This is a genomic window from Streptomyces sp. CRN 30, assembly GCF_034105845.1.
In genome coordinates this window covers 1-18,523 of sequence record NZ_JAVRHI010000407.1, presented here as the reverse complement: position 1 = coordinate 18,523, position 18,523 = coordinate 1, and the positions used below count along the sequence as shown (strand labels likewise).

General features: G+C 74.5%; 13 protein-coding genes. 2 read left to right on the top strand and 11 right to left on the bottom strand.

Features of this window, described 5'->3' with window-relative positions:
* Positions 1 to 72 precede the first annotated feature (72 nt).
* From UW392_RS45155 to UW392_RS45140, 4 genes are all read right to left on the bottom strand, one after another.
* Positions 73 to 1,845, bottom strand: a complete 1,773-nt coding sequence (locus UW392_RS45155; protein ID WP_320781154.1) for a glycosyltransferase family 2 protein — start codon at positions 1,843 to 1,845, stop codon at positions 73 to 75.
* Positions 1,842 to 4,043, bottom strand: a complete 2,202-nt coding sequence (locus UW392_RS45150) for a CDP-glycerol glycerophosphotransferase family protein (protein WP_320781153.1) — start codon at positions 4,041 to 4,043, stop codon at positions 1,842 to 1,844. Before UW392_RS45150 ends, UW392_RS45155 begins: the two co-directional genes overlap by 4 nt.
* 89 nt (positions 4,044 to 4,132) lie before the next feature.
* The gene (locus UW392_RS45145; RefSeq protein WP_320781152.1) at positions 4,133 to 5,068 is read right to left on the bottom strand and encodes an ABC transporter ATP-binding protein; all 936 of its coding nucleotides are present in this window, start codon (positions 5,066 to 5,068) and stop codon (positions 4,133 to 4,135) included.
* Entirely contained in the window at positions 5,061 to 5,987 is a 927-nt protein-coding gene (locus UW392_RS45140) for an ABC transporter permease (protein ID WP_320781151.1), read from the bottom strand. The genes UW392_RS45145 and UW392_RS45140 overlap by 8 nt, the downstream gene beginning before the upstream one ends.
* Before the next feature lie 141 nt (positions 5,988 to 6,128).
* Between UW392_RS45140 and UW392_RS45135 the strand changes: the two genes are divergently transcribed.
* Positions 6,129 to 6,755 carry a TetR/AcrR family transcriptional regulator gene (locus tag UW392_RS45135; protein WP_320781150.1) on the top strand — a complete coding sequence of 209 codons (627 nt, stop codon included), beginning with the start codon at positions 6,129 to 6,131 and terminating at the stop codon, positions 6,753 to 6,755.
* A 123-nt stretch (positions 6,756 to 6,878) separates the two neighbouring features.
* Here UW392_RS45135 and galE read toward each other — a convergent pair whose 3' ends face one another.
* From galE to UW392_RS45120, 3 genes are all read right to left on the bottom strand, one after another.
* The gene (gene galE / locus UW392_RS45130; protein ID WP_320781149.1) at positions 6,879 to 7,865 is read right to left on the bottom strand and encodes a UDP-glucose 4-epimerase GalE; all 987 of its coding nucleotides are present in this window, start codon (positions 7,863 to 7,865) and stop codon (positions 6,879 to 6,881) included.
* Positions 7,866 to 7,910: 45 nt separating this feature from the next.
* The gene (locus tag UW392_RS45125; RefSeq protein ID WP_320781156.1) at positions 7,911 to 9,635 is read right to left on the bottom strand and encodes a glycosyltransferase family A protein; all 1,725 of its coding nucleotides are present in this window, start codon (positions 9,633 to 9,635) and stop codon (positions 7,911 to 7,913) included.
* An 87-nt stretch (positions 9,636 to 9,722) separates the two neighbouring features.
* Positions 9,723 to 10,184, bottom strand: coding sequence for a MarR family transcriptional regulator (locus tag UW392_RS45120; RefSeq protein ID WP_320781148.1), 462 nt, complete (start codon positions 10,182 to 10,184; stop codon positions 9,723 to 9,725).
* A gap of 109 nt (positions 10,185 to 10,293) precedes the next feature.
* Here UW392_RS45120 and UW392_RS45115 point away from each other — a divergent pair, with 109 nt between their 5' ends.
* The gene (locus UW392_RS45115) at positions 10,294 to 10,707 is read left to right on the top strand and encodes an organic hydroperoxide resistance protein (RefSeq protein ID WP_320781147.1); all 414 of its coding nucleotides are present in this window, start codon (positions 10,294 to 10,296) and stop codon (positions 10,705 to 10,707) included.
* A gap of 33 nt (positions 10,708 to 10,740) precedes the next feature.
* Here UW392_RS45115 and UW392_RS45110 read toward each other — a convergent pair whose 3' ends face one another.
* From UW392_RS45110 to UW392_RS45095, 4 genes are all read right to left on the bottom strand, one after another.
* A complete protein-coding gene (locus UW392_RS45110; RefSeq protein WP_320781146.1) occupies positions 10,741 to 12,303 on the bottom strand; it encodes a hypothetical protein in 1,563 nt (520 codons plus the stop codon).
* Positions 12,304 to 12,417: 114 nt separating this feature from the next.
* Complete coding sequence (locus UW392_RS45105; protein WP_320781155.1) at positions 12,418 to 13,692, bottom strand: hypothetical protein; 1,275 nt, start codon at positions 13,690 to 13,692, stop codon at positions 12,418 to 12,420.
* A gap of 92 nt (positions 13,693 to 13,784) precedes the next feature.
* Positions 13,785 to 16,061 (bottom strand): bifunctional glycosyltransferase family 2 protein/CDP-glycerol:glycerophosphate glycerophosphotransferase, encoded by a 2,277-nt coding sequence (locus UW392_RS45100; protein ID WP_320781145.1) that lies wholly within the window; start codon positions 16,059 to 16,061, stop codon positions 13,785 to 13,787.
* Positions 16,062 to 16,067: 6 nt separating this feature from the next.
* Positions 16,068 to 18,269 carry a bifunctional glycosyltransferase family 2 protein/CDP-glycerol:glycerophosphate glycerophosphotransferase gene (locus UW392_RS45095; protein WP_320781144.1) on the bottom strand — a complete coding sequence of 734 codons (2,202 nt, stop codon included), beginning with the start codon at positions 18,267 to 18,269 and terminating at the stop codon, positions 16,068 to 16,070.
* Positions 18,270 to 18,523 lie beyond the last annotated feature (254 nt).

Genomic DNA, 18,523 nt, shown 5'->3' with positions numbered 1-18,523 from the left:
CCCCCCCCCCCCCCCCCCCCCCCCCCCCCCCCCCCCCCCCCCCCCCCCCCCCCCCCCCCCCCCCCCCCCCCGTCAGGGGAGGGCTGCGGGGGCCGTTCGGACCGCCTGTTTCAGGCGGGGGGTGGTCACGCGGCGGAGGAGCGGGGACAGCAGGCGGGCGGGGAGGCCCGTGGGGTGCCAGGCGATGCTCAGGCGGCCGGGGGCGTGGGGTTCCGGGGTGACCGTGATGACGTGCGGGGACGTGCCGGAGCGGTAGGGGACGCGGGCCCGCAGGGGCGGGAAGGACGGCGGGGCCAGGAGCAGACTCGTGTGGGACTGGCCCTGGTGGCGCAGCCGGAGCAGGGGATGGCGTACGCCCGTGAAGCCCTGGAGGGGGAGCCGGGCCGCCCCCAGGTCCAGGTGGACATGGCCCTCGAAGACCCCCGGCCGCACCGGCACCAGACGGAACGGCACCGTCATGCGGCGTCCGCCGGGAGAGAGCAGCAGCGTCGCGCGCCGCGGGCCGACCGGCAGGCGGAGCGCGGGATCGTAGGTGCGCACGGTCAGGTCGACGGAGGCGCCCGCGCCCCGGCCGACGTCCGTGATCTCGTGCCGGAACTGCGCGCTGAAGAACGGGCGGGTGTCCAGTTCCAGGTCGGTCAGGTCCAGTTCGCGGCGGGCGTCCGCCGTCTCCGGGACGTGGTCACCCCAGTACGTACGGCCGTCCTCGTCCGTCGTCACCGCGCGCGGCGCCACCCCGTGGCCGAGTCCCCGCGCCGCCTGCCGCGCGTCGTCGAGCCGGCGGTCGCGGAGAAGCTGGAGGACGACGCGTTCGGCGCGCGGGAGCCGGGCGAAGGCACCCGGGGCGAGCGTGTCCAGGTAGGGGACGACCAGCTCCGCGAAGGAGCACAGCCACTCCTCGTCCCGGAAGGGCAGGTCGCCCGCGTACATGCGGAAGTCGTGCTTCAGGAACTTGTGGTCCTTGTCCTCGCGCAGCGCCCCGTGCCCGCTCTCTTCGAGGAACGCGTCGATGAGGCGCTGGACGTGGACGCGGTCGGCGACGTTGGTGAGCCGGTCCCGCTGGTTGGAGATGGAGGCGTCGGAGGAGGCGGCGTAGGGCTCGATGTACCAGAGGTAGACCGGGTCCGGGACGATCGTAAAGGTACGGGCCAGGCAGTACGCCTGCGCCGAGAAGAGCTGGTCCTCGTAGTGGATGCCCTCGGGGAAGCGCAGGCCGTGCCGGTCGAGGAAGGCACGGGCGTACATCTTGCTGGTGGCGAGGTGCTCGAAGAAGAGCCGGGGGTCGGCCTCGATGCCGTCGAGCGTGCGTTCCTCGGCGACCAGGTGCGGCATCCAGGTCGAGTGGCGCCCGTTGTCCACCCGTACCCTCCGTACCGCGCCCATCGCGAAGTCGAGGTCGCGTGCGCGGTGGGCGGCGAGGAGGGTCTCGACGGCACGCTCGGGGAGTTCGTCGTCGCTGTCGAGGAACATCAGGCGGGGGGCGCGGGCGATCTCCAGGGCGCGGTTGCGCGGGGCGCTGCACCCGCCGCTGTTCTCGCTCAGGCGCAGGTACACGACGCGAGGGTCCGCTGCGGCCAGCGCCCGTGCCACCGCCGGGGTGCCGTCCGTGGAGTGGTCGTCGCTGATGACGATCTCCAGGTTCCGGTGGGTCTGGCGGCGGACGGACTCGACGGCCCGGGGGAGCCGTCCGGCGTCGTTGTGGACGATGACCGTGACAGTGACGTCCGGGGTGCCGGGAGTGCCGGGGGCACCGGGGGCACCGGGGGCACTGAAGGTGCCGGAAGCGCCGGAAGCGCCGGAAGCGCCGGGAGCGCCGGGAGCGCCGGGAGCGCCGGGGGTGGTCACGCGCACTCCTCCGGGGTCGGGGCCGGTGTGCGCTCCTCCAGCGGCAGGACCGGCGGCAGCGACTCCTCGTCCTGGCCGAGGAAGACCCGCCGTACGACGCGTTCGGCGGCGCGGCCGTCGTCGAACTCGCAGAAGCGGCGGCGGAAGGCGGCCCGCGCCTTGGCGGCGCGCTCGTCGCGCCAGGCGTCCGTGGTGAGGATCTCCGTCAGGTCGGCCTGGGTGCGGGCGACCGGCCCCGGCGCGTCGGCCATCAGGTCGAAGTAGACGCCGCGCGTGGTGCGGTACGTCTCCCAGTCGTCGGCGTGGATGACGACCGGCCGGTCGAGGTTGGCGTAGTCGAACATGATCGACGAGTAGTCCGTGACCAGGACATCGGCGGCGAGGCAGAGGTCCTCGACGGGATCGTAGGAGGAGACGTCGACGATGCGGGCGGCGCGGCCTGGGCGGTGCAGGCCGCTGAGGGGGGAGCCGGAGCCCTCGTAGAAGTAGTGGGCGCGGACCAGCAGGACCGTCCGCTCGCCGAGCCGGTCGGCGAGGGCGGAGAGGTCAAGACGCGGGGTGAAGCCCGCCTCGTAGTCGCGGTGGGTCGGCGCGTAGAGGACGGCGCGGTGGCCCGGCGGGATGCCGAGGAGGTCGCGGACCGCGCGGACCTTGTCGGCGCCCGCCGTGTAGTAGACGTCGTTGCGCGGATAGCCGTGGTCGAGGGAGACCCAGCGCGAGGGGTAGGCCCGCTGCCACATGCGGGTGGAGTGGCTGTTGGCGGAGACGCTGTAGTCCCAGCGGTCCACGCGCTCCAGCAGCGCCTGGAAGTCGGTGCCCTTGGCGGCGGCCGGGTAGGGCAGCTGGTCCAGGCCCATCCGTTTGAGCGGGGTGCCGTGGTGGGTCTGGAGGTGGACCGCGTCGGGCCGTTTGACCACCGCGTTCGGGAAGTTGACGTTGTTGACCAGGTACTTCGCGGTCGCCAGCGCCTCCCAGCAGCGGCGGGAGCCGGGGACGACGTGGTCGGTGCCGGGCGGCAGCAGGGCCGCGTTCGCGGCGTCGACCACCCACACGGGCTGGATCTGCGGGGCGAGTTCGCCGAGCTTCGCGGCGATCGCGGCCGGGTTGCAGGCCACGCCCCGGTTCCAGTACGCCGAGAACACCGCGAGACCCGGGTCGGCCGGGGCGGCGAGCGCACGCCGGTACTGGTGGCCGCGGAGCCGGGCGACCGCCTGCCCGCGGCGGGTCCGCACGGTGGCGCGCACGGTGCGGCGCGCGTGGTTGGCGGCCTGGAAGGCGCGGTAGCGGCCGTAGGAGCCCTCTTCGAGGAGCGAGCGGCGCACCCCTTCGAGGCCGGCCGGGCGCCGGTGCCCCTCGGGGCGGCGGCGCAGTGCCGCGAGCGAGGCCCGGCGGAAGAACTCCCGCGCGACCGGCTCCGGCATCCCGGCGCGGACGAAGGTGCGCAGGCAGTCGCGGACCATCACGTCGTACAGGACGGCGTACGGGGCGGGGCGGTCGTGGGCGAGGCCGAGGAGCCGCTCGTAGCGGTCGATCAGGGCGTAGTGCCGCTCGGCGGTGACCGGCGGGAGGGACTCGGCGCGCAGCCGGCGCTCCTCGTACGCCGGGTGCGGCAGCGCGGCGACCCGGTCGGCCAGCAGCAGCGCGGCGTACGCGGCGAACGGTTCCTCGTCCGTCGTCAGGAACTCCTCGCGCGCCCGCCAGAACGCGGCGCGCACGATCCGGGTGCCGAGCAGCGGGGCCGTGCGCAGCAGGTGCGCGCAGTCGTCGAGGGCGTGTCCCGCGCGGCCCGCGCGGGCGAGCAGCGGGCCGTCCGGGGAGGGCAGGCCGAAGGTGCGCCAGGTGGAGCGGACGTGGTCGACGAGGAGGACGTCGACCGGGTCGGGGAGGGCGGCGGTGTGCTCGGCGACCGTGCGGGGGGCGCCGGCGGGCAGGCCGTCCTGGGCGTGGACGAAGTGCAGCCAGCGGCCCGTCGCGCGGGCCGCCCCCGCCGTCCGGGCCGCGGCGTCGCCGGTGCCGTCTGGCAGCGGCACGACCTGGAAGGCGGGGGCGTGCCGTTCGGCGGTCTCGCGGGCCCAGTCGCCGACCGCCGCGACGATCACCTCGGTCTCCGGGTGCGGGTGCGCGGCCAGCGAGTCGAGAAGCCCGGTCAGGTGGTCCTGGGTGTTCGGCCCGTGGACGACGACACTGAGTTCGGGCATCGCGATGGCCCCCTTCGCTTCGGCACGCCGCACGACGTCTACGGCCATACTGGCGCCGATGCGTCAACAAGGCTGACCGGAGCTACGCCTCACGAGGGAACGGCGGCGTCTTTCGGCTCGGCGGCCCCGGCCTCGGTCTTTGGCTCGGCCTGCGGCTCGGCCTCGGCCTCGGCCTTGGGCTCAGTCGCGGCCTTGGGCTTCGGCTTCGGTTTCGGCTTCGGCTTGGGCTTCGCCCTGTCCGGGCCGCCGGTGAACTTCTCGTACTCCTTGAGCACCTCGTCGGTCGGGCCGTCCATGCGCAGTTCGCCGCGCTCCAGCCAGAGCACCCGGTCGCAGGTGTCGCGGATCGACTTGTTGCTGTGGCTGACCAGGAACACCGTGCCCGCGTGCTTGCGCAGTTCGCGGATGCGCGCCTCGGACCGCTTCTGGAAGGAGCGGTCACCGGTGGCGAGCGCCTCGTCGATGAGGAGGACGTCGTGGTCCTTGGCGGCGGCGATGGAGAACCGCAGCCGCGCGGCCATGCCGGAGGAGTACGTGCGCATCGGCAGGGTGATGAAGTCGCCCTTCTCGTTGATGCCGGAGAAGTCGACGATCTCCTGGTAGCGCTCCTTGACCTGCTCCCGGGACATGCCCATGGCCAGGCCGCCGAGGTAGACGTTGCGCTCGCCGGTCAGGTCGTTCATCAGCGCCGCGTTGACGCCGAGCAGGGACGGCTGGCCGTCGGTGTAGATCTTGCCGTTCTCCACCGGGAGCAGACCGGCGACGGCCTTGAGCAGCGTCGACTTGCCGGAGCCGTTGGTGCCGATCAGGCCGATCGCCTCACCCCGGTACGCCGCGAAGGACACGTTGCGCACCGCGTGCACCTTGCGCACGCCGGACGCCTTCTCGGTCTTCTTGCGGCGGACGATCCGGTTGAGCGCGGCGGTGGCGGAGCCCCGGCCCGCGCCGGTGCCGTTGACCCGGTAGACGATGTCGACGCGGTCGGCGACGACGGTGGGAACGCGTTCCTCAGTGTGCTCAGCCACGGCCGTACGTCTCCTCAGCCTTCCAGAAGTAGATGAAGCCGCCGATCCCGGCGAGCAGGGCCCAGCCCACGGCGAGCAGCCACACGTGGGAGGGCAGCTGGCTCGCGTGGAAGGTGTCGATCAGGGCGAAGCGCATCAGGTCGATGTAGACGGCGGCGGGGTTGGCCTGGAGGACCGGGCCGACCCAGGACGGCAGGTCGCCGTGTCTGTCGATGAGCTGGTCGATGCTCCACATCACGCCGGAGACGTACATCCAGGTGCGCAGCGCGAACGGCATCAGCTGGGCGATGTCGGGGATCTTGGAACCCAGCCGGGCCATGATCATCGCGACGCCGGCGTTGAAGGTGAACTGGAGCACCAGGGCCGGGACCGCCAGCACCCAGGAGGCGGCCGGCGGCACACCGAAGGCCAGCAGGATGACGACCAGGGCGGCCATCGAGTACAGCAGCTGCTTGAGCTGCTGGAGGCAGAAGGAGACGGGGAGCGCGGCCCGGGGGAAGTGCAGGGCCCGCACCAGGCCGAGGTTGCCGGAGATGGCCCGGGTGCCCGACATGATCGAGCTCTGCGTGAAGGTCCAGATGAACACGCCCGTCACCAGGAACGGGACGTAGTCGGGCACGCCCTTCTTGGTCTGGAGCAGCACGCCGAAGATGAGGAAGTACACCGCCGCGTTGAGCAGCGGGGTCATGACCTGCCAGACCTGGCCCAGCTTGGCCTGGCTGTACTGGGCGGTGAGCTTGGCGGTGGAGAAGGCGCCGATGAAGTGCCGCCTGGCCCACAGCCGGCGCACGTAGTCGGGCAGGGTGGGCCGGGCCCCGCTGACCGACAGGCCGTGCCGGGCGGCGAGTGCCGAGAGGTCTTCGGTGACGGCCCGGGACGGGGCCGTCGGCGGGGGCGGTGTGTGGAGGACCTGGCTCACATCCGCTGCTTTCACTCGGGGGGAGGGGTGAGTAGTCGCGGTGCTACGTCGGGACGGGACCGTATCGTCGCAACGGGAGACTAGGCCGAATTGACGTCGGAACGCAACCGTTTCGTCGTCACGCCCCTATGCTTGGGGCGTATGACCACCAACGCCGACGAGCCTCAGCCACGTCCGCGCCGCAGGGCCCCCGCCGGGGCGGCCGTCCTGCGGGCCGACGTGACGGAGGCCATCCGCGCGGCCGTCTTCGAGGAGCTCGCGGGCGTCGGCTACGCGCGCATGTCCATCGAGGGGATCGCGCGCCGCGCGGGGGTCGGCAAGACGGCGGTGTACCGGCGCTGGCGCTCCAAGCTGCACCTGGTGCTCGACATCGTCTCGGCGCTGGCCGTGCGGGGGCTGCCCGCGCCGGACACGGGCGCCCTGGAGAGCGATCTGCGGCTGCTGTACGAGGTGACGTCCAGGGCGCTGCGGCACCCGGTCGCCTCCCAGGTCATCCCCGACCTCCAGGCCGAGGCGGCCCGCAACCCGGACATCGCCGAGGCGATGCAGAAGGCGCTGCGGGAGGGGCAGGACGGGGTGGCCAGTTCGATCCTCGCGGCGGCGGAGCGGCGCGGCGAGATCCGCTCGGGCTTCGACCACGACCTGGCGCTGGACCTGATCTCCGGTCCGCTGTACTGGCGCTCGGTCGTGATCCGCGGCCCGAAGCCGCCGAAGGGCTATCTGGCGGCGCTGACGCGGGCCACGACGGCGGCGCTGAAAGCACTGTGACCCCACCGCGCGAGCGGCGAGGTCACGAGGTGCGGTACGTCCGGTGCTCAGGTCCCGTCCTGGTGCTCAGGTCGCGTCCCGGTGCTCAGGTCGCGTCCTGGTGCTCGGGTCCCGTCCCGGTAATCAGGCCCCGTCCCGGGCTGCCTCCGGGTGCTGCCTGACCCAGCCCGCCCACGCCGACGTGATCATGTCCTGGACGTCGTACTTGGCCTTCCAGCCCAGTTCGGCGGCGGCGCGGTCGGCCGAGGCGACGACGCACGCGGGGTCGCCGGGGCGGCGCGGGGCGACCGTCGGGGGCAGGTCGTGGCCGGTGGCCGCGTTGATCTGGTCGATCATCTCGCGGACGGAGACGCCCTCGCCCCGGCCGATGTTCAGGGTCAGGTCGCGGCCCGGGGACGACCGCAGCACGCGGGCCGCCGCGACGTGGGCCTCCGCCAGGTCCAGTACGTGGATGTAGTCCCGTACGCAGGTGCCGTCCGGGGTGTCGTAGTCGTCGCCGAAGACGCGCGGGGCCGCGTTCTCCGTCAGCTTCTCGAAGACCATGGGGACGAGATTGGTGACGCCGGTGTCCGCCAGTTCCGGGGAGCGGGCGCCCGCGACGTTGAAGTAGCGCAGGGACGCCGTCGACAGGCCCGTCGCGCGGCCGGCGGCCCGCACCAGCCACTCGCCGGCGAGCTTGGTCTCGCCGTACGGCGACATCGGTACGCACGGCGTCTCCTCGGTGACGAGGTCCGTGTCGGGGGTGCCGTACACCGCGGCCGAGGACGAGAAGACGAAGGACGGCACCCCGGCCGCGGTCACCGCCTCCAGCAGGACGCGCAGGCCCTCGACGTTCTCTCGGTAGTAGTGCAGCGGCCGGTCCACCGACTCGCCGACCTGCTTCTTCGCCGCGAGGTGGACGACACCGGTGACGCCGTGTCCGGCGAGGGTCCGCCGGAGCAGGTCGCCGTCCAGGGTGGACCCCTGGACCAGGGGCACGCCGTCCGGTACGCGGTCGGCGACGCCGGTGGAGAGGTCGTCGTACACCACCGCCTCCTCGCCCGCCTCGGTCATCGCCCGTACGACGTGCGCCCCGATGTAGCCGGCGCCGCCGGTGATCAGCCAGGTCATGGTGGCCGTCCCCTCGTCCGTTCCCTGAGTGGCAGTGGTCGCCTCTCAGTGAAGCAGGCGCCGCAGCCTGTCGCGTACCACGCCCGCCGCTCCCCGCGCCCCGAGCGCCACGCGCAGCGCCAGCGCGCCGGAGTGCGTGGCGTACGGGCGGATCAGCACGATGCCGTGCCGGGCGCTCGGCAGGACGCGGCGGCGCAGGCGCCCGGCGCCCGCGCGGGCGTGCGCGGTGACCTCCCGGGTCGTGCCGTCCCCGAACCGGAGCAGCAGCCGCAGCTCCCAGGTCCCGGCACCGGGTCCGCGCGGCCCGGCGAGCGGGACGGGGCCGCCGCCCCGCAGCACGGGGTGGCCGTGCGCCACAGCGGTGCCGGTCGGCGTCGCCGGAGGGCGGCCGGACCCGGCCGGTCCCGCCGCGTGTCCGCCGGGCCCGCGTGTTCCCGGCGGGGCGAACGCCGTCGTCCCGCACGGGTGCCGGTGCCCGTCCTCGCGGCGTTCCCAGCGCACCTCCGCCGTCACCGGGCCCGACTCCGTCACCCGGCCGTACAGGTCGTGCAGGCGCAGCCGGAGGCGCGGGCCGCGCGCGGACGGGCGCAGTTCGGCGTCGACGGCCAGGGGCAGCAGGCGCACGGGACGGGTCAGCAGCGGTTCGAGGGTGAGGTGGGGGAGGGCGGCGGACCAGAGGGGGGTGCCGTCGGGCGCGGTGGCGTACGGCGGCAGGAGCCGGGCCGGGCGGGCCGCCAGCTCCCGCAGCCGGGACAGGTCGCGCGGTCCGGGCGAGGCGAGGACGACCCGGCCGATCAGACGCCCCGGCGCGGTGGGGGACCGCGTCCAGTCCGCCGCGTCGTACTCGGCCAGGTACGCCCGCGTGTGCGCCCACCACGCGCGCTGGTGTCCGGCGTCCCGCAGGCCCAGCTCGCGGACGTACATCCGCAGCTCGTGGTCGAGGAACTTGGCCCGCGCCGCCCGTGCCAGCCTTTTCTCGCCCGCGGCGAGCAGGATGTCGTGGGCCGTGCGGCACGCGTGCGTGCGCGCTCGCCAGTTGTCGACGCCCGCGCGGTCCAGCGAGATGGAGAGCCGCTCGGCGGACCGGCGCACGTGCCAGACGTAGACCGGGTCCGGGACGAGGACGACGCGCGGTCCGGCGGCGAGCACGCGCGCGGTGAAGACGAGATCCTCGTAGGGGAAGCGGCCCTCGGGGAAGCGGATGCCGTGCTCGCGCAGGAACGCGGTGCGGTAGAGCTTGTTGACGCAGAGGGTGTCGTGGACCAGGCGCGGGCGGCGCGCGGGGTGGGCGACGACCGCCCGCCGCGCGTAGAGCGCCGGCTGCCACGGCACGTCCCGGCGCGCGGGCAGCTCACGGCGCACGCACAGGCCGCCCGCCACCTCCGCGCGCTCGGCGACGGCCGCCGTGAGGAGCGCGTCCACCGCGCCCGGCGGCAGCACGTCGTCGCTGTCCAGGAACATCACGTACGGCGAGGCCACCGCGGAGAGGCCCGTGTTGCGCGGGGTGCCGCAGCCGCCGCTGTTGGCCGGCAGCCGGACCACCCGCAGCCGGGGCTCACCGTCGGCCAGCCGGCCGAGCAGTTCGGCGCTGCCGTCGGTCGAGCAGTCGTCCACCGCGACGACCTCGCGGACGGCGGCGCCCTGCGCCAGCGCGGACCGCACGGCGTCCGGCACGTGCGCGGCGTCCTGGTACCCGATGACGACGACGGTGACGGCACCGGCCGTCCCGGCGGGCGCACCGGCCGTCCCGGTGGGGTGGGGGCGTCTCATCACGTCGGACATCACGGCGGATCGTAAGCCGGATGAATGCCGTATCAGCCTCTTAACGCGCGCATACGGTCCAAACGCCCCCGGGGCCTATGTTCCGTCCGCCGTCGTCGCGGCGTCCAGCGCGTCGGTCAGGCGGTCCAGGCGGGCCCGCAGATCCTGGACCTCCGCCAGGTCGAAACCGGTCGCCGCGGCGATCCGGCGGGGCACCTCCAGGGCCCGCTCCCGCAGTGCCGTGCCCTCCTCGGTGGGGCGGACCCGGACCGACCGCTCGTCCTCGGCGCTGCGCTCGCGCACGACCAGGCCGGCCGCCTCCAGCCGCTTCAGCAGCGGTGAGAGCGTGCCCGAGTCCAGGCGCAGGTGCTCGCCCAGCCGCTTGACCGGCAGCTCGCCGTGCTCCCAGAGCACCAGCATCACCAGGTACTGCGGATAGGTGAGGCCCAGGTCCTTCAGCAGGACGCGGTACAGGCCGCCGAAGGCGCGCGAGGCGGCGTTGAGCGAGAAGCAGATCTGCTGGTCGAGGCGGAGCCGGTCGGCCGCGGGCATGGTCATGACTCCAGGATACGGCGAAGAGCTACGGGGCAACTCAGTTGTGCACAACTGAGTTGCGTGCTTTACTTGTCGTCGTCAGGACGCTCCTCCTCATCAGGGACGGTTTCCCATGAACGCGCTGTACACCGCCGCCGCCACCGCCACCCACGGCCGTGAGGGCCGCGCCGTCTCCTCCGACGGCAAGCTGGACCTCGCGCTCAGCGCCCCCACCGAGATGGGCGGCGACGGCAAGGGCACCAACCCGGAGCAGCTGTTCGCCGCCGGTTACGCCGCCTGCTTCGGCAGCGCCCTCGGGCTCGTCGGCCGCGCCGCCAAGGTCGACGTCTCCGACGCCGCCGTGACCGCCGAGGTCGGCATCGGCAAGGAGGGCGAGGGCTTCGCGCTCGCCGTGACCCTCCGCGTCGAGCTGCCCGAGAGCGTCGACAAGGAGACCGGCCGCAAGCTGGTCGAGCAGGCCCACCAGGTCTGCCCGTACTCCAACGCCACCCGCGGCAACATCCCGGTCGAGCTGGTCATCGAGTAGTTCCGGCGGGGTCATCGAGTAGTCCCGGCCCGGTCATCGAGTGGTCCCCGGCGGGGACCCGACCCGCGCCAGGACCTCCCCCGTCCGCTCGCTCCACGCCACCACCACCGCCTCCTCGGGCACCGGCCGCCAGCGGGTCAGCAGCAGCCAGCGCACGTGGTGGCGGCGGACGACGGCGGCGCGCTCCGCGCGGGTCGAGTCCCGGTCCAGGTAGCGCTCGACGTCCCGCTCGCGCCGCCTCCGCTCCCGTTCGTCCAGGGCGGGGTCCGGCCAGGCGGGCGCGGCGAGGTTCGGCCCGTACCCGGCGATCGCGTGACCGGCGTAGTAGCCGTCGGTGATCACCACCTCGCCGGGGCCGATGTGCCGCGCCGCCCAGCTGTACTCCGGCCAGTCGGGCGGCTGCGGGAAGCCGGCCGGCACCAGCGCGCCCGCGTGCACCGTGAAGAACCCCAGACAGGCCCCGGCCGCCGCCGCCCGGCCGAGCCACCGCCGGGGAGCCGGCCAGGGCCGCGGCGCCGCCAGCTCCACCGCCGGCGCGAACTGGAGCGGCACCAGGGCGAGCCCGAGGATGCGGCCGTAGGTGTAGTGGCCGCTGACCCAGCCGTACGCCACGACCAGGCAGTCCAGGACGAACATCAGCACGAGCGGGTCCCGCGGCGAGCGGCGCCCGCGCAGCCACAGCGCGGGCAGCCCCACCACCACGGCCAGCCAGAACTCCCCGACGAGACGCGTGTACAGCTTCCGGTGCAGCGCGTCCACGCTGTCGTCGCCCGCCAGCGCGAACACGTCGAAGTACGGCCAGACCGCGGCGGTCAGCACCGCCGCGCCCGCCGTCAGCGCCCAGCGGCCCAGCACCGCCGCCCGCCACCGCGGCTGCCACCCCGCGACCAGCGCCACCCCGCCCAGGACCGCCGCCACCGACGTGATCGGGTGGACCAGCAGCACCAGCCCGTAGAGGACGCCGAGCCCCGCGTACCCGGGCAGCGCGCGCAGGCCGCTCGGACCCACGTACCGCACCCGGCGCACATCGCGCGCCCGCGCCCCCGTGAGTGCCCAGGCCCAGAAGGTGAGGCCGATCGCGAACGCCGACGGGTAGCCGAGGTTGCCCGTCATGGACATCAGCCCGAGGTAGCCGCTCCACCAGGCCCGCTCGGTGCCCCACAGCAGCACCATCGCGAGCAGCGCGAACACCGGCGCCCAGGGGCGCGGGGTCAGCACCCGTACGAAGCGGTTGAGGCCGGTCAGCAGCACCAGCAGGTTCAGCGGACCGGCCAGCCGCACCACCTCCCAGCCGCCCAGCCCGCTCGCCCTGGCGAACACGCCCTGCGCGAAGGCGTACGGCGAGTAGTACGCGCTGCCCGCGCCGGGCAGGTCGGCCATCGGGTGGCGCGGGTGGAACAGGTCGGCCTTCAGCCGCTCGACGACCGCCGCGTGCTGGCCCGCGTCGCAGCACAGCGGCACCCGCCAGTAGGCCAGCGACATCACCAGAAAGAACAGGAAGGCGGCCGCCTGGTACGGACTCGGGCGCCACACGCGGCCGCCGCGCAGCGCCGTGGCGCCGTGGACGGCCCGCCGGACGAGGACGTCGGCGCTCACCGGACGGACGGGGAGAGAGGCTGGGGCGTTCGGGGCATCTGCCGTATGTTCCCGGCCGGGTCGGCGGCCTCAACCCCTGATCACCGTATCGAGTGATGATCGTTCAGATGATGGTCAGCTGATCGCGCGGGCCCGGTCCGCGTGGCCCTGGGCCGGCAGCGCCACCGGTGCCCGCACCACCGGCTCCAGCAGCAGCGGGATGCCCACCACCGGCAGCAGCCATGCCAGCACGATCAGCCGCCCGCCCCAGATGCCGATGTCCGGATGCCCGATCTGGGTGAGGACGCCGGTGGCCGCCGCCGCGAGCAGGAACGCGCCGAACGCGGGCCGCCGCAGCGCACCCCACGCGCCCGCCGCCAGAGCGGTGACGAACAGCGGCTCGCGCAGTTGCCGGCGCGTCCACTCGGTCCAGAAGTTGCCCTGCAACTGGAGGAACTCCGGCCACGGCCGCGCCCGGTCCGGCCGGGCGAAGTGGTCGGCCAGCAGGTCCTGGAGGCTCTCCGACTCCGAGGGGTAGTGCAGCAGCCGGGCCAGCACGACCGTGGCGAGCGCCGCTCCCAGGCCGATCCCGGCCAGCCGCAGCACGTCCCGCCCCGGCGCCCGGCCCCGCCGCCGGCGCCGCAGCGCGATCGCCGCGCCCGCCACCGCCAGAGACGACCCGAGGAACAGCGCCTGGGAGTGCTTGACGGTGAACAGCAGCGCCAGCGACCCGGCGACCAGCGCGAGCCCCGCCCGCTCACGCCGCCCGCGCACCACCAGTGCGCAGCCCAGCACGGCCGTCAGGGTCAGCGCCATCAGCAGCCCCTCGGTCATCGGGCGCATGGCGGTCGCCCCGCACGGCAGCACGTAGTACAGCGCCTGACCGGTCAGCGCGAGCGGCACCGGGACGGACAGGGTCCGCAGGATCAGGAACGCGAGCACCCCGCCCGCGGCGGCGACCAGCACGCTCGCCGTCCACACCCCCCACGTCACCCCGAGCACGGTGACGAACGGGACGAGGAACGCCGGGTAGCCGGGCCGCACCTCGAAGATCCGCATGAACCGCTCCGGCATGAACGGCACCGTGTGCCCGCCCGTCTGCCCGGCCTCCAGCCGGGTCTCCACCCGCCGCCACTCCCGCTCCCGGCACCCCGCCAGGTGCCGTGCGGTCGGGTCCGCGCGGTGGAAGTGGACGACGTGCACGCTCTGCGCGCGCTTCGCGCTCGACGCGCGGCTCGCGCAGTAGTGCTCGATGGCGCCGGCCGCCGCGCCCCGCTTGCCCGCACCGGACAGGCTCAGGGCGTACGAGAGGTAGTTCTTGGTGTCGGGGGTGTCCCGGCCGGTGACGTTGGCGAGCTGGAGCAGGGCGAAGACCGCCGCCAGCAGCAGCACCCAGGTACGCGGGCGCAGCCGCCCCAGCGCCCCCAGCGACCCCAACCGCCCCGACCGCCCCAGCGGCCCCGGTGATTCCAGTGGCCCAGGACGGCTCGTGGCGCGGCCCGTCATGACAGCGCCGACAGGTCGTGGCCGGCGGCCGTACGGGCCGACCGGGCGTCCGGCAGGGCCACCGCGCCCGGCATCTCCTCGCCCAGCAGCAGCGTCCGCACCACCCGCTCCGCGGCCCGTCCGTCGTCGAACTCGCAGAACCGCGCCCGGAACGCCGTCCTGAGCCGCGCCGCCTCCTCGTCCCGCCACGCCCCCGACGTCAGCAGCCACGCCAGCTCCCGGTAGGAGTGCGCCACCTGGCCCGGTGGCTCGGCGGTGATGTCGAAGTACAGGCCCCGGCTCGCCGCGTACGCGTCCCGGTCGTCGGCGTGGACCACGATCGGGCGGTCCAGGTTGGCGTAGTCGAACATCAGGGCGGAATAGTCGGTGACCAGGACGTCGGCGGCGAGCATGACCTCCTCGACGCGCGGGGTGCCGGTGGCGTCGACCAGGACGCCGCGCCGGTGCAGTTCGGCCAGGCCCAGGCCGCGCGCGGGGCCCGTGGCGAGCGACGGATGGAGCCGGACGACCAGGGTGTGGCCCGCGCCGAGGTCGGCCGCGAGCCGCGCCGGGTCGAACCGGTCGACGTGGCCGCCGCGCCGGTAGTCGCGGCGGGTCGGCGCGTACAGCACCACCGTGTTCTCGGCGGGGATGCCGTGCCGCGACCGGAACTCGGCCCCGGCCGTCCCCATTGCCCCGGCCGGCACGCTCGTCCCGGCCGTCCCGGCCGTCCCCGCCTCGCGTGCCCGCACCAGGACGTCGTTGCGCGGGCTGCCCGTGCGCGCGGAGGCGAAGTGGCACGGGTAGGCCCGCTCCCACACCAGCTCCGAGTGGCGGTTGGCGACCAGGCTGTGGTCCCAGCGGTCGGCGCGGCGCAGCATCTGCGGCACGTCCACGCCGAACCGGGCACCGGGCTTGTCCAGCAGGTCGGCGCCCATGTACTTCAGCGGCGTGCCCTGGTGGGTGTGGATGTGGACGGTGCCGGGGCGTTTGCGCAGCGCGCCCGGCCAGTTGACGTTGTTGACGAAGTACGTGGCCCGTTCGGTGGTCCGGCGGTAGGCCGCGCTGCCGAGGAGGACGTACTCGGTACCGGGCGGCAGTTCCGCGGCGGCCTCCTCGTCCTTCACCACCCAGACGCCCCGCAGGTGCGGGGCGATCCGGCGGGCCTCAAGGTAGACCGCTCCGGGGTCGCCGAGCGCGCCCCGGTGGGAGAAGGCCGAGTACACGGCGAGGTCCGGGTCGAGGGGGAGCCGGGCGCGGACCGCCGAGCGGACCGGGCCGAGCCGCCCGGCCGCCACCGCGCCCGCCCGGACCGCCCGCCGGGCCAGCGCGCGGCCGACCCGCTCGGCCCGGCACCGCGCCGCGTACGCCGCGTAGCTCCCGTCGAGGACCCGCAGTTCCCCGGGGACGGCGGCGCCCTCGGGACGGTGCGCGCGGAACAGCTCGGCCGTCCGGCGGAAGAACTCCGCCCGGTCGCCCGGCGGCAGCCGGTCCGGCTTGGAGAGGATGTCCAGACAGTGCTCGCCCATCTTGGCGTGCAGGAACGGCCGCCAGCGGGCCAGCTCCGGGCGGGCGTCGACGAAGGCGAAGACCCGCTCGTACTGCCCGTGCACGTCGAAGTGCTTGCGGCTGGTGGTGGAGAGGATGTTGCCCTGGCGGCGCTGCCGGTACTCCAGGCAGATGCGGTCCAGCGCGGCGATCCGCCCGGCGCTCAGCAGCACCGGGAAGGTCCACGGGGTGTCCTCGTAGTAGCCGGGCGGGAAGGCGAAGCCCTCGCGCTCCACGAAGTCCCGCCGGTATACCTTGTTCCACACCACCATCAGCAGATCGAGGAGTTCCGGGCGTTCGACGGCCGTGAACGTGCCGCTCGCGGCGTCGGCGAGGATGCGCGCGAGGACGTTGCGGCGCGTCCCGCCCCACCAGTAGGCGCGGGCGTAGTCGAAGACCAGCACGTCCGGGTCGGCCGCCTCGGCGAGCCGGTCGGCCATCGCGCGCAGGGCGCCCGGGGTGAGCGTGTCGTCGCTGTCGAGGAAGAACAGGTAGTCGCCGGCGGCGTGCGGCATCCCGGCGTTGCGGGCGCGGCCCAGGCCGACGTTCTCGGGCAGGTGCAGCACCCGCATCCGCTCGTCGCGGGCCGCGTACTCGTCGAGGATCGCGCCGCAGCCGTCCGGCGAACAGTCGTCCACGGCGATCACCTCGATGTCCCGGTAGGACTGGTCCAGGACCGAGTCGAGGCACTCGCGGAGGTAACCCTGCACCTTGAAGCAGGGGATGATGACGCTGAAACGGGGCACTGCGGGTCAGCTCCTCACGAGGGGTGCGGCGGCGGGGGCCGGGACGCGCTCCGCGAGCGGGAGCACGGGCGGGATCGCCTCCGGCGGTTCGCCGAGGAACACCCGGCGCACCACCCGCTCGGCGGCCCGGCCGTCGTCGAACTCGCAGAACCGCTCCCGGAACCGGGCCCGCAGCGCGGCCGACGCGGCGTCCGCCCACGAGCCGTCGCGGAAGACGCCCGCCAGTTCCTCCGGGGTGCGGGCCACCGGTCCCGGCGGCTCGGCGAGCAGGTCGAAGCAGACGCCACGGGTCTCCCTGTAGACGTCCCAGTCGTCGGCGTACACCACGATCGGCCGGTCCAGGTTGGCGTAGTCGAACATGATCGACGAGTAGTCGGTGACGAGGGCGTCGGCGGCCAGGCAGACGTCCTCGGCGCTGCGGTGCGCGGTGACGTCGATGACCCGGCCGGTGGAGGCCGCGCCGCCCCGGTCGTAGAAGTAGTGGGCGCGCAGCAGGACCACGACGTCCTCGCCCGCCGCCGCGCAGAACGCCTCCAGGTCCAGGGCCGACTCGAAACCGCTGTGGTGGTCGCGGTGGGTGGGGGCGTACAGCACGGCCGTGGCGCCCTCCGGCACGCCCAGCTCCGCGCGGGCGCGGGCCACGTCGGCGGCGGTCGCCGTGCAGTACACGTCGTTGCGCGGATAGCCGTACTCCAGCTGCTCGTAGGAGCCCGGGAAGGCGCGCTCCCACACGCGGGTGGAGTGGCGGTTGGAGGACAGGTTGTAGTCCCAGCGGTCGACCCGGCCCAGCAGCTTGGCGAAGCTGCCGGTGGCGGCGGCCACCACGGGGTACGTCGACTGGTCGACGCCCATCTTCTTCAGCGGGGTGCCGTGCTGGGTCTGCACATGGACGCTGCCGCGGCGCTTGACCACGCCCTCGGCGAAGTTGGCGTTGTTGACGAGGTACGTGGCGCGGGCCAGCACCTCCCAGTAGCGGCGGCTGCCGATGACGGCGTGCTCCACGTCCTTCGGTACGGCGTGCTCCTGTCCGGACTCCACCAGGAACACCGCGCGGAGACGCGGGGCGAGTTCGCGCGCCTTGGCGTGGATGGCAGCCGGGTTGCAGGCGTAGCCGCGGCCCCAGTACGCGCAGTACACGGCGAGGTCCGGATCGAGGGGGCGGCTCAGGTGCCAGCGGTAGAGCGCCCGGGTGCGCAGTCCGCGGGGGTACGGCACCGCGCGCAGCGCCGCCGTCGTCGCGCGGTTGGCGCCCCGCAGCGCGCGGAACGCCGCGTACGCCCCTCGGGCCAGCAGCCGGTGCTGCACCCCGAGGCTGCCGCCGGGCGGCCGGAAACCCGGCGGGCGGTGCGCGGCGTACAGCTCGGCCGCCCGGCGGAAGAAGGCGCGGCGGCGGGCCGGGAGGCGGCGCGGGTGCGCGGCGGTCTTCAGCACCGCCGCGAAGAGGTGCTCGAACAGGGCCGCGCGCCGCGCGTCGGACAGGCCCAGCTCGGCGGCCCGGACCAGCACCGGCTCCACCTGGTCCAGCAGTTCGGCGTGGTGGGCGCCGGGCAGGTTCAGGCGGCTGCCCTGGCGCCGCACCAAGTGCCGTACGACGACCGAGCGCAGCACCGCCATGCGGGCGGCGGCCGCCGCGGCCCGGCCGCCGAAGCCGACGTCGGTGAAGTGGCCGGCGGGGAAGACGAGCCGCTGCTCGGCGAGGAACCCGCGGCGGTAGGCCGCGCTCCAGGCCGGCAGCCGTACGCCGGTCAGCCGCGGGGCCGCGTCCGGCGCGAACGCCCCGTCCGGGGCGGCGGCCAGCAGCGGGGCGGCCGGGTTGGCCGGGTCGCCCTCCCACCACGGCACGCGCTCGTGTTCGAAGTAGAGGACGTCCACGTCGCCGGTGCCGGCCAGCCGGGCGTCCAGCGCCGCGAGCGCGCCGGGGACCAGGACGTCGTCGCCGTCGAGGAACAGCACGTACGCGCCGGTCGCCGCGCGGAGGCCGGTGTTGCGCGCCCCGGCCAGCCCGTCCGCGGGCGGCGAGTGCACCGGGGCCACCCGGGAGTCCCGGCCGGCGAGCGCGGCGGCCACGTCCGCCGCGGAGCAGTCGGGCGTCCGGCACACCGGGATCAGCTCGAAGTCGCCGAAGGACTGCCCGAGCACCGAGTCCAGGGCCTGGGACAGCCGCCCGGCGACCCCGTGGGACGGAACGATGACGCTGAAGCGGGGCATGCTGCTCTCTCTTCCGGGGGCGGACGGGCGGGGCGGCCCGCTGCTGTGAGCGGGGCGTCGGTCGGCCGTGGCGGGGGTGTCGGTCACCGTGGCGGGGCGTGGGTCGCCGTGGCGGGGCGTGAGTCGCTGGGGGGTGGCCGTCGGGGTGGACGGTCGGTCGGTCGGTAGTCGTGGGCTGGGGCGGGGGCGTCAGCCGCCGTCGCGGCGGCCGGGGCGTCGTGCGGTGGGACGCCGTACGGGCGGGCGGGCCGGGC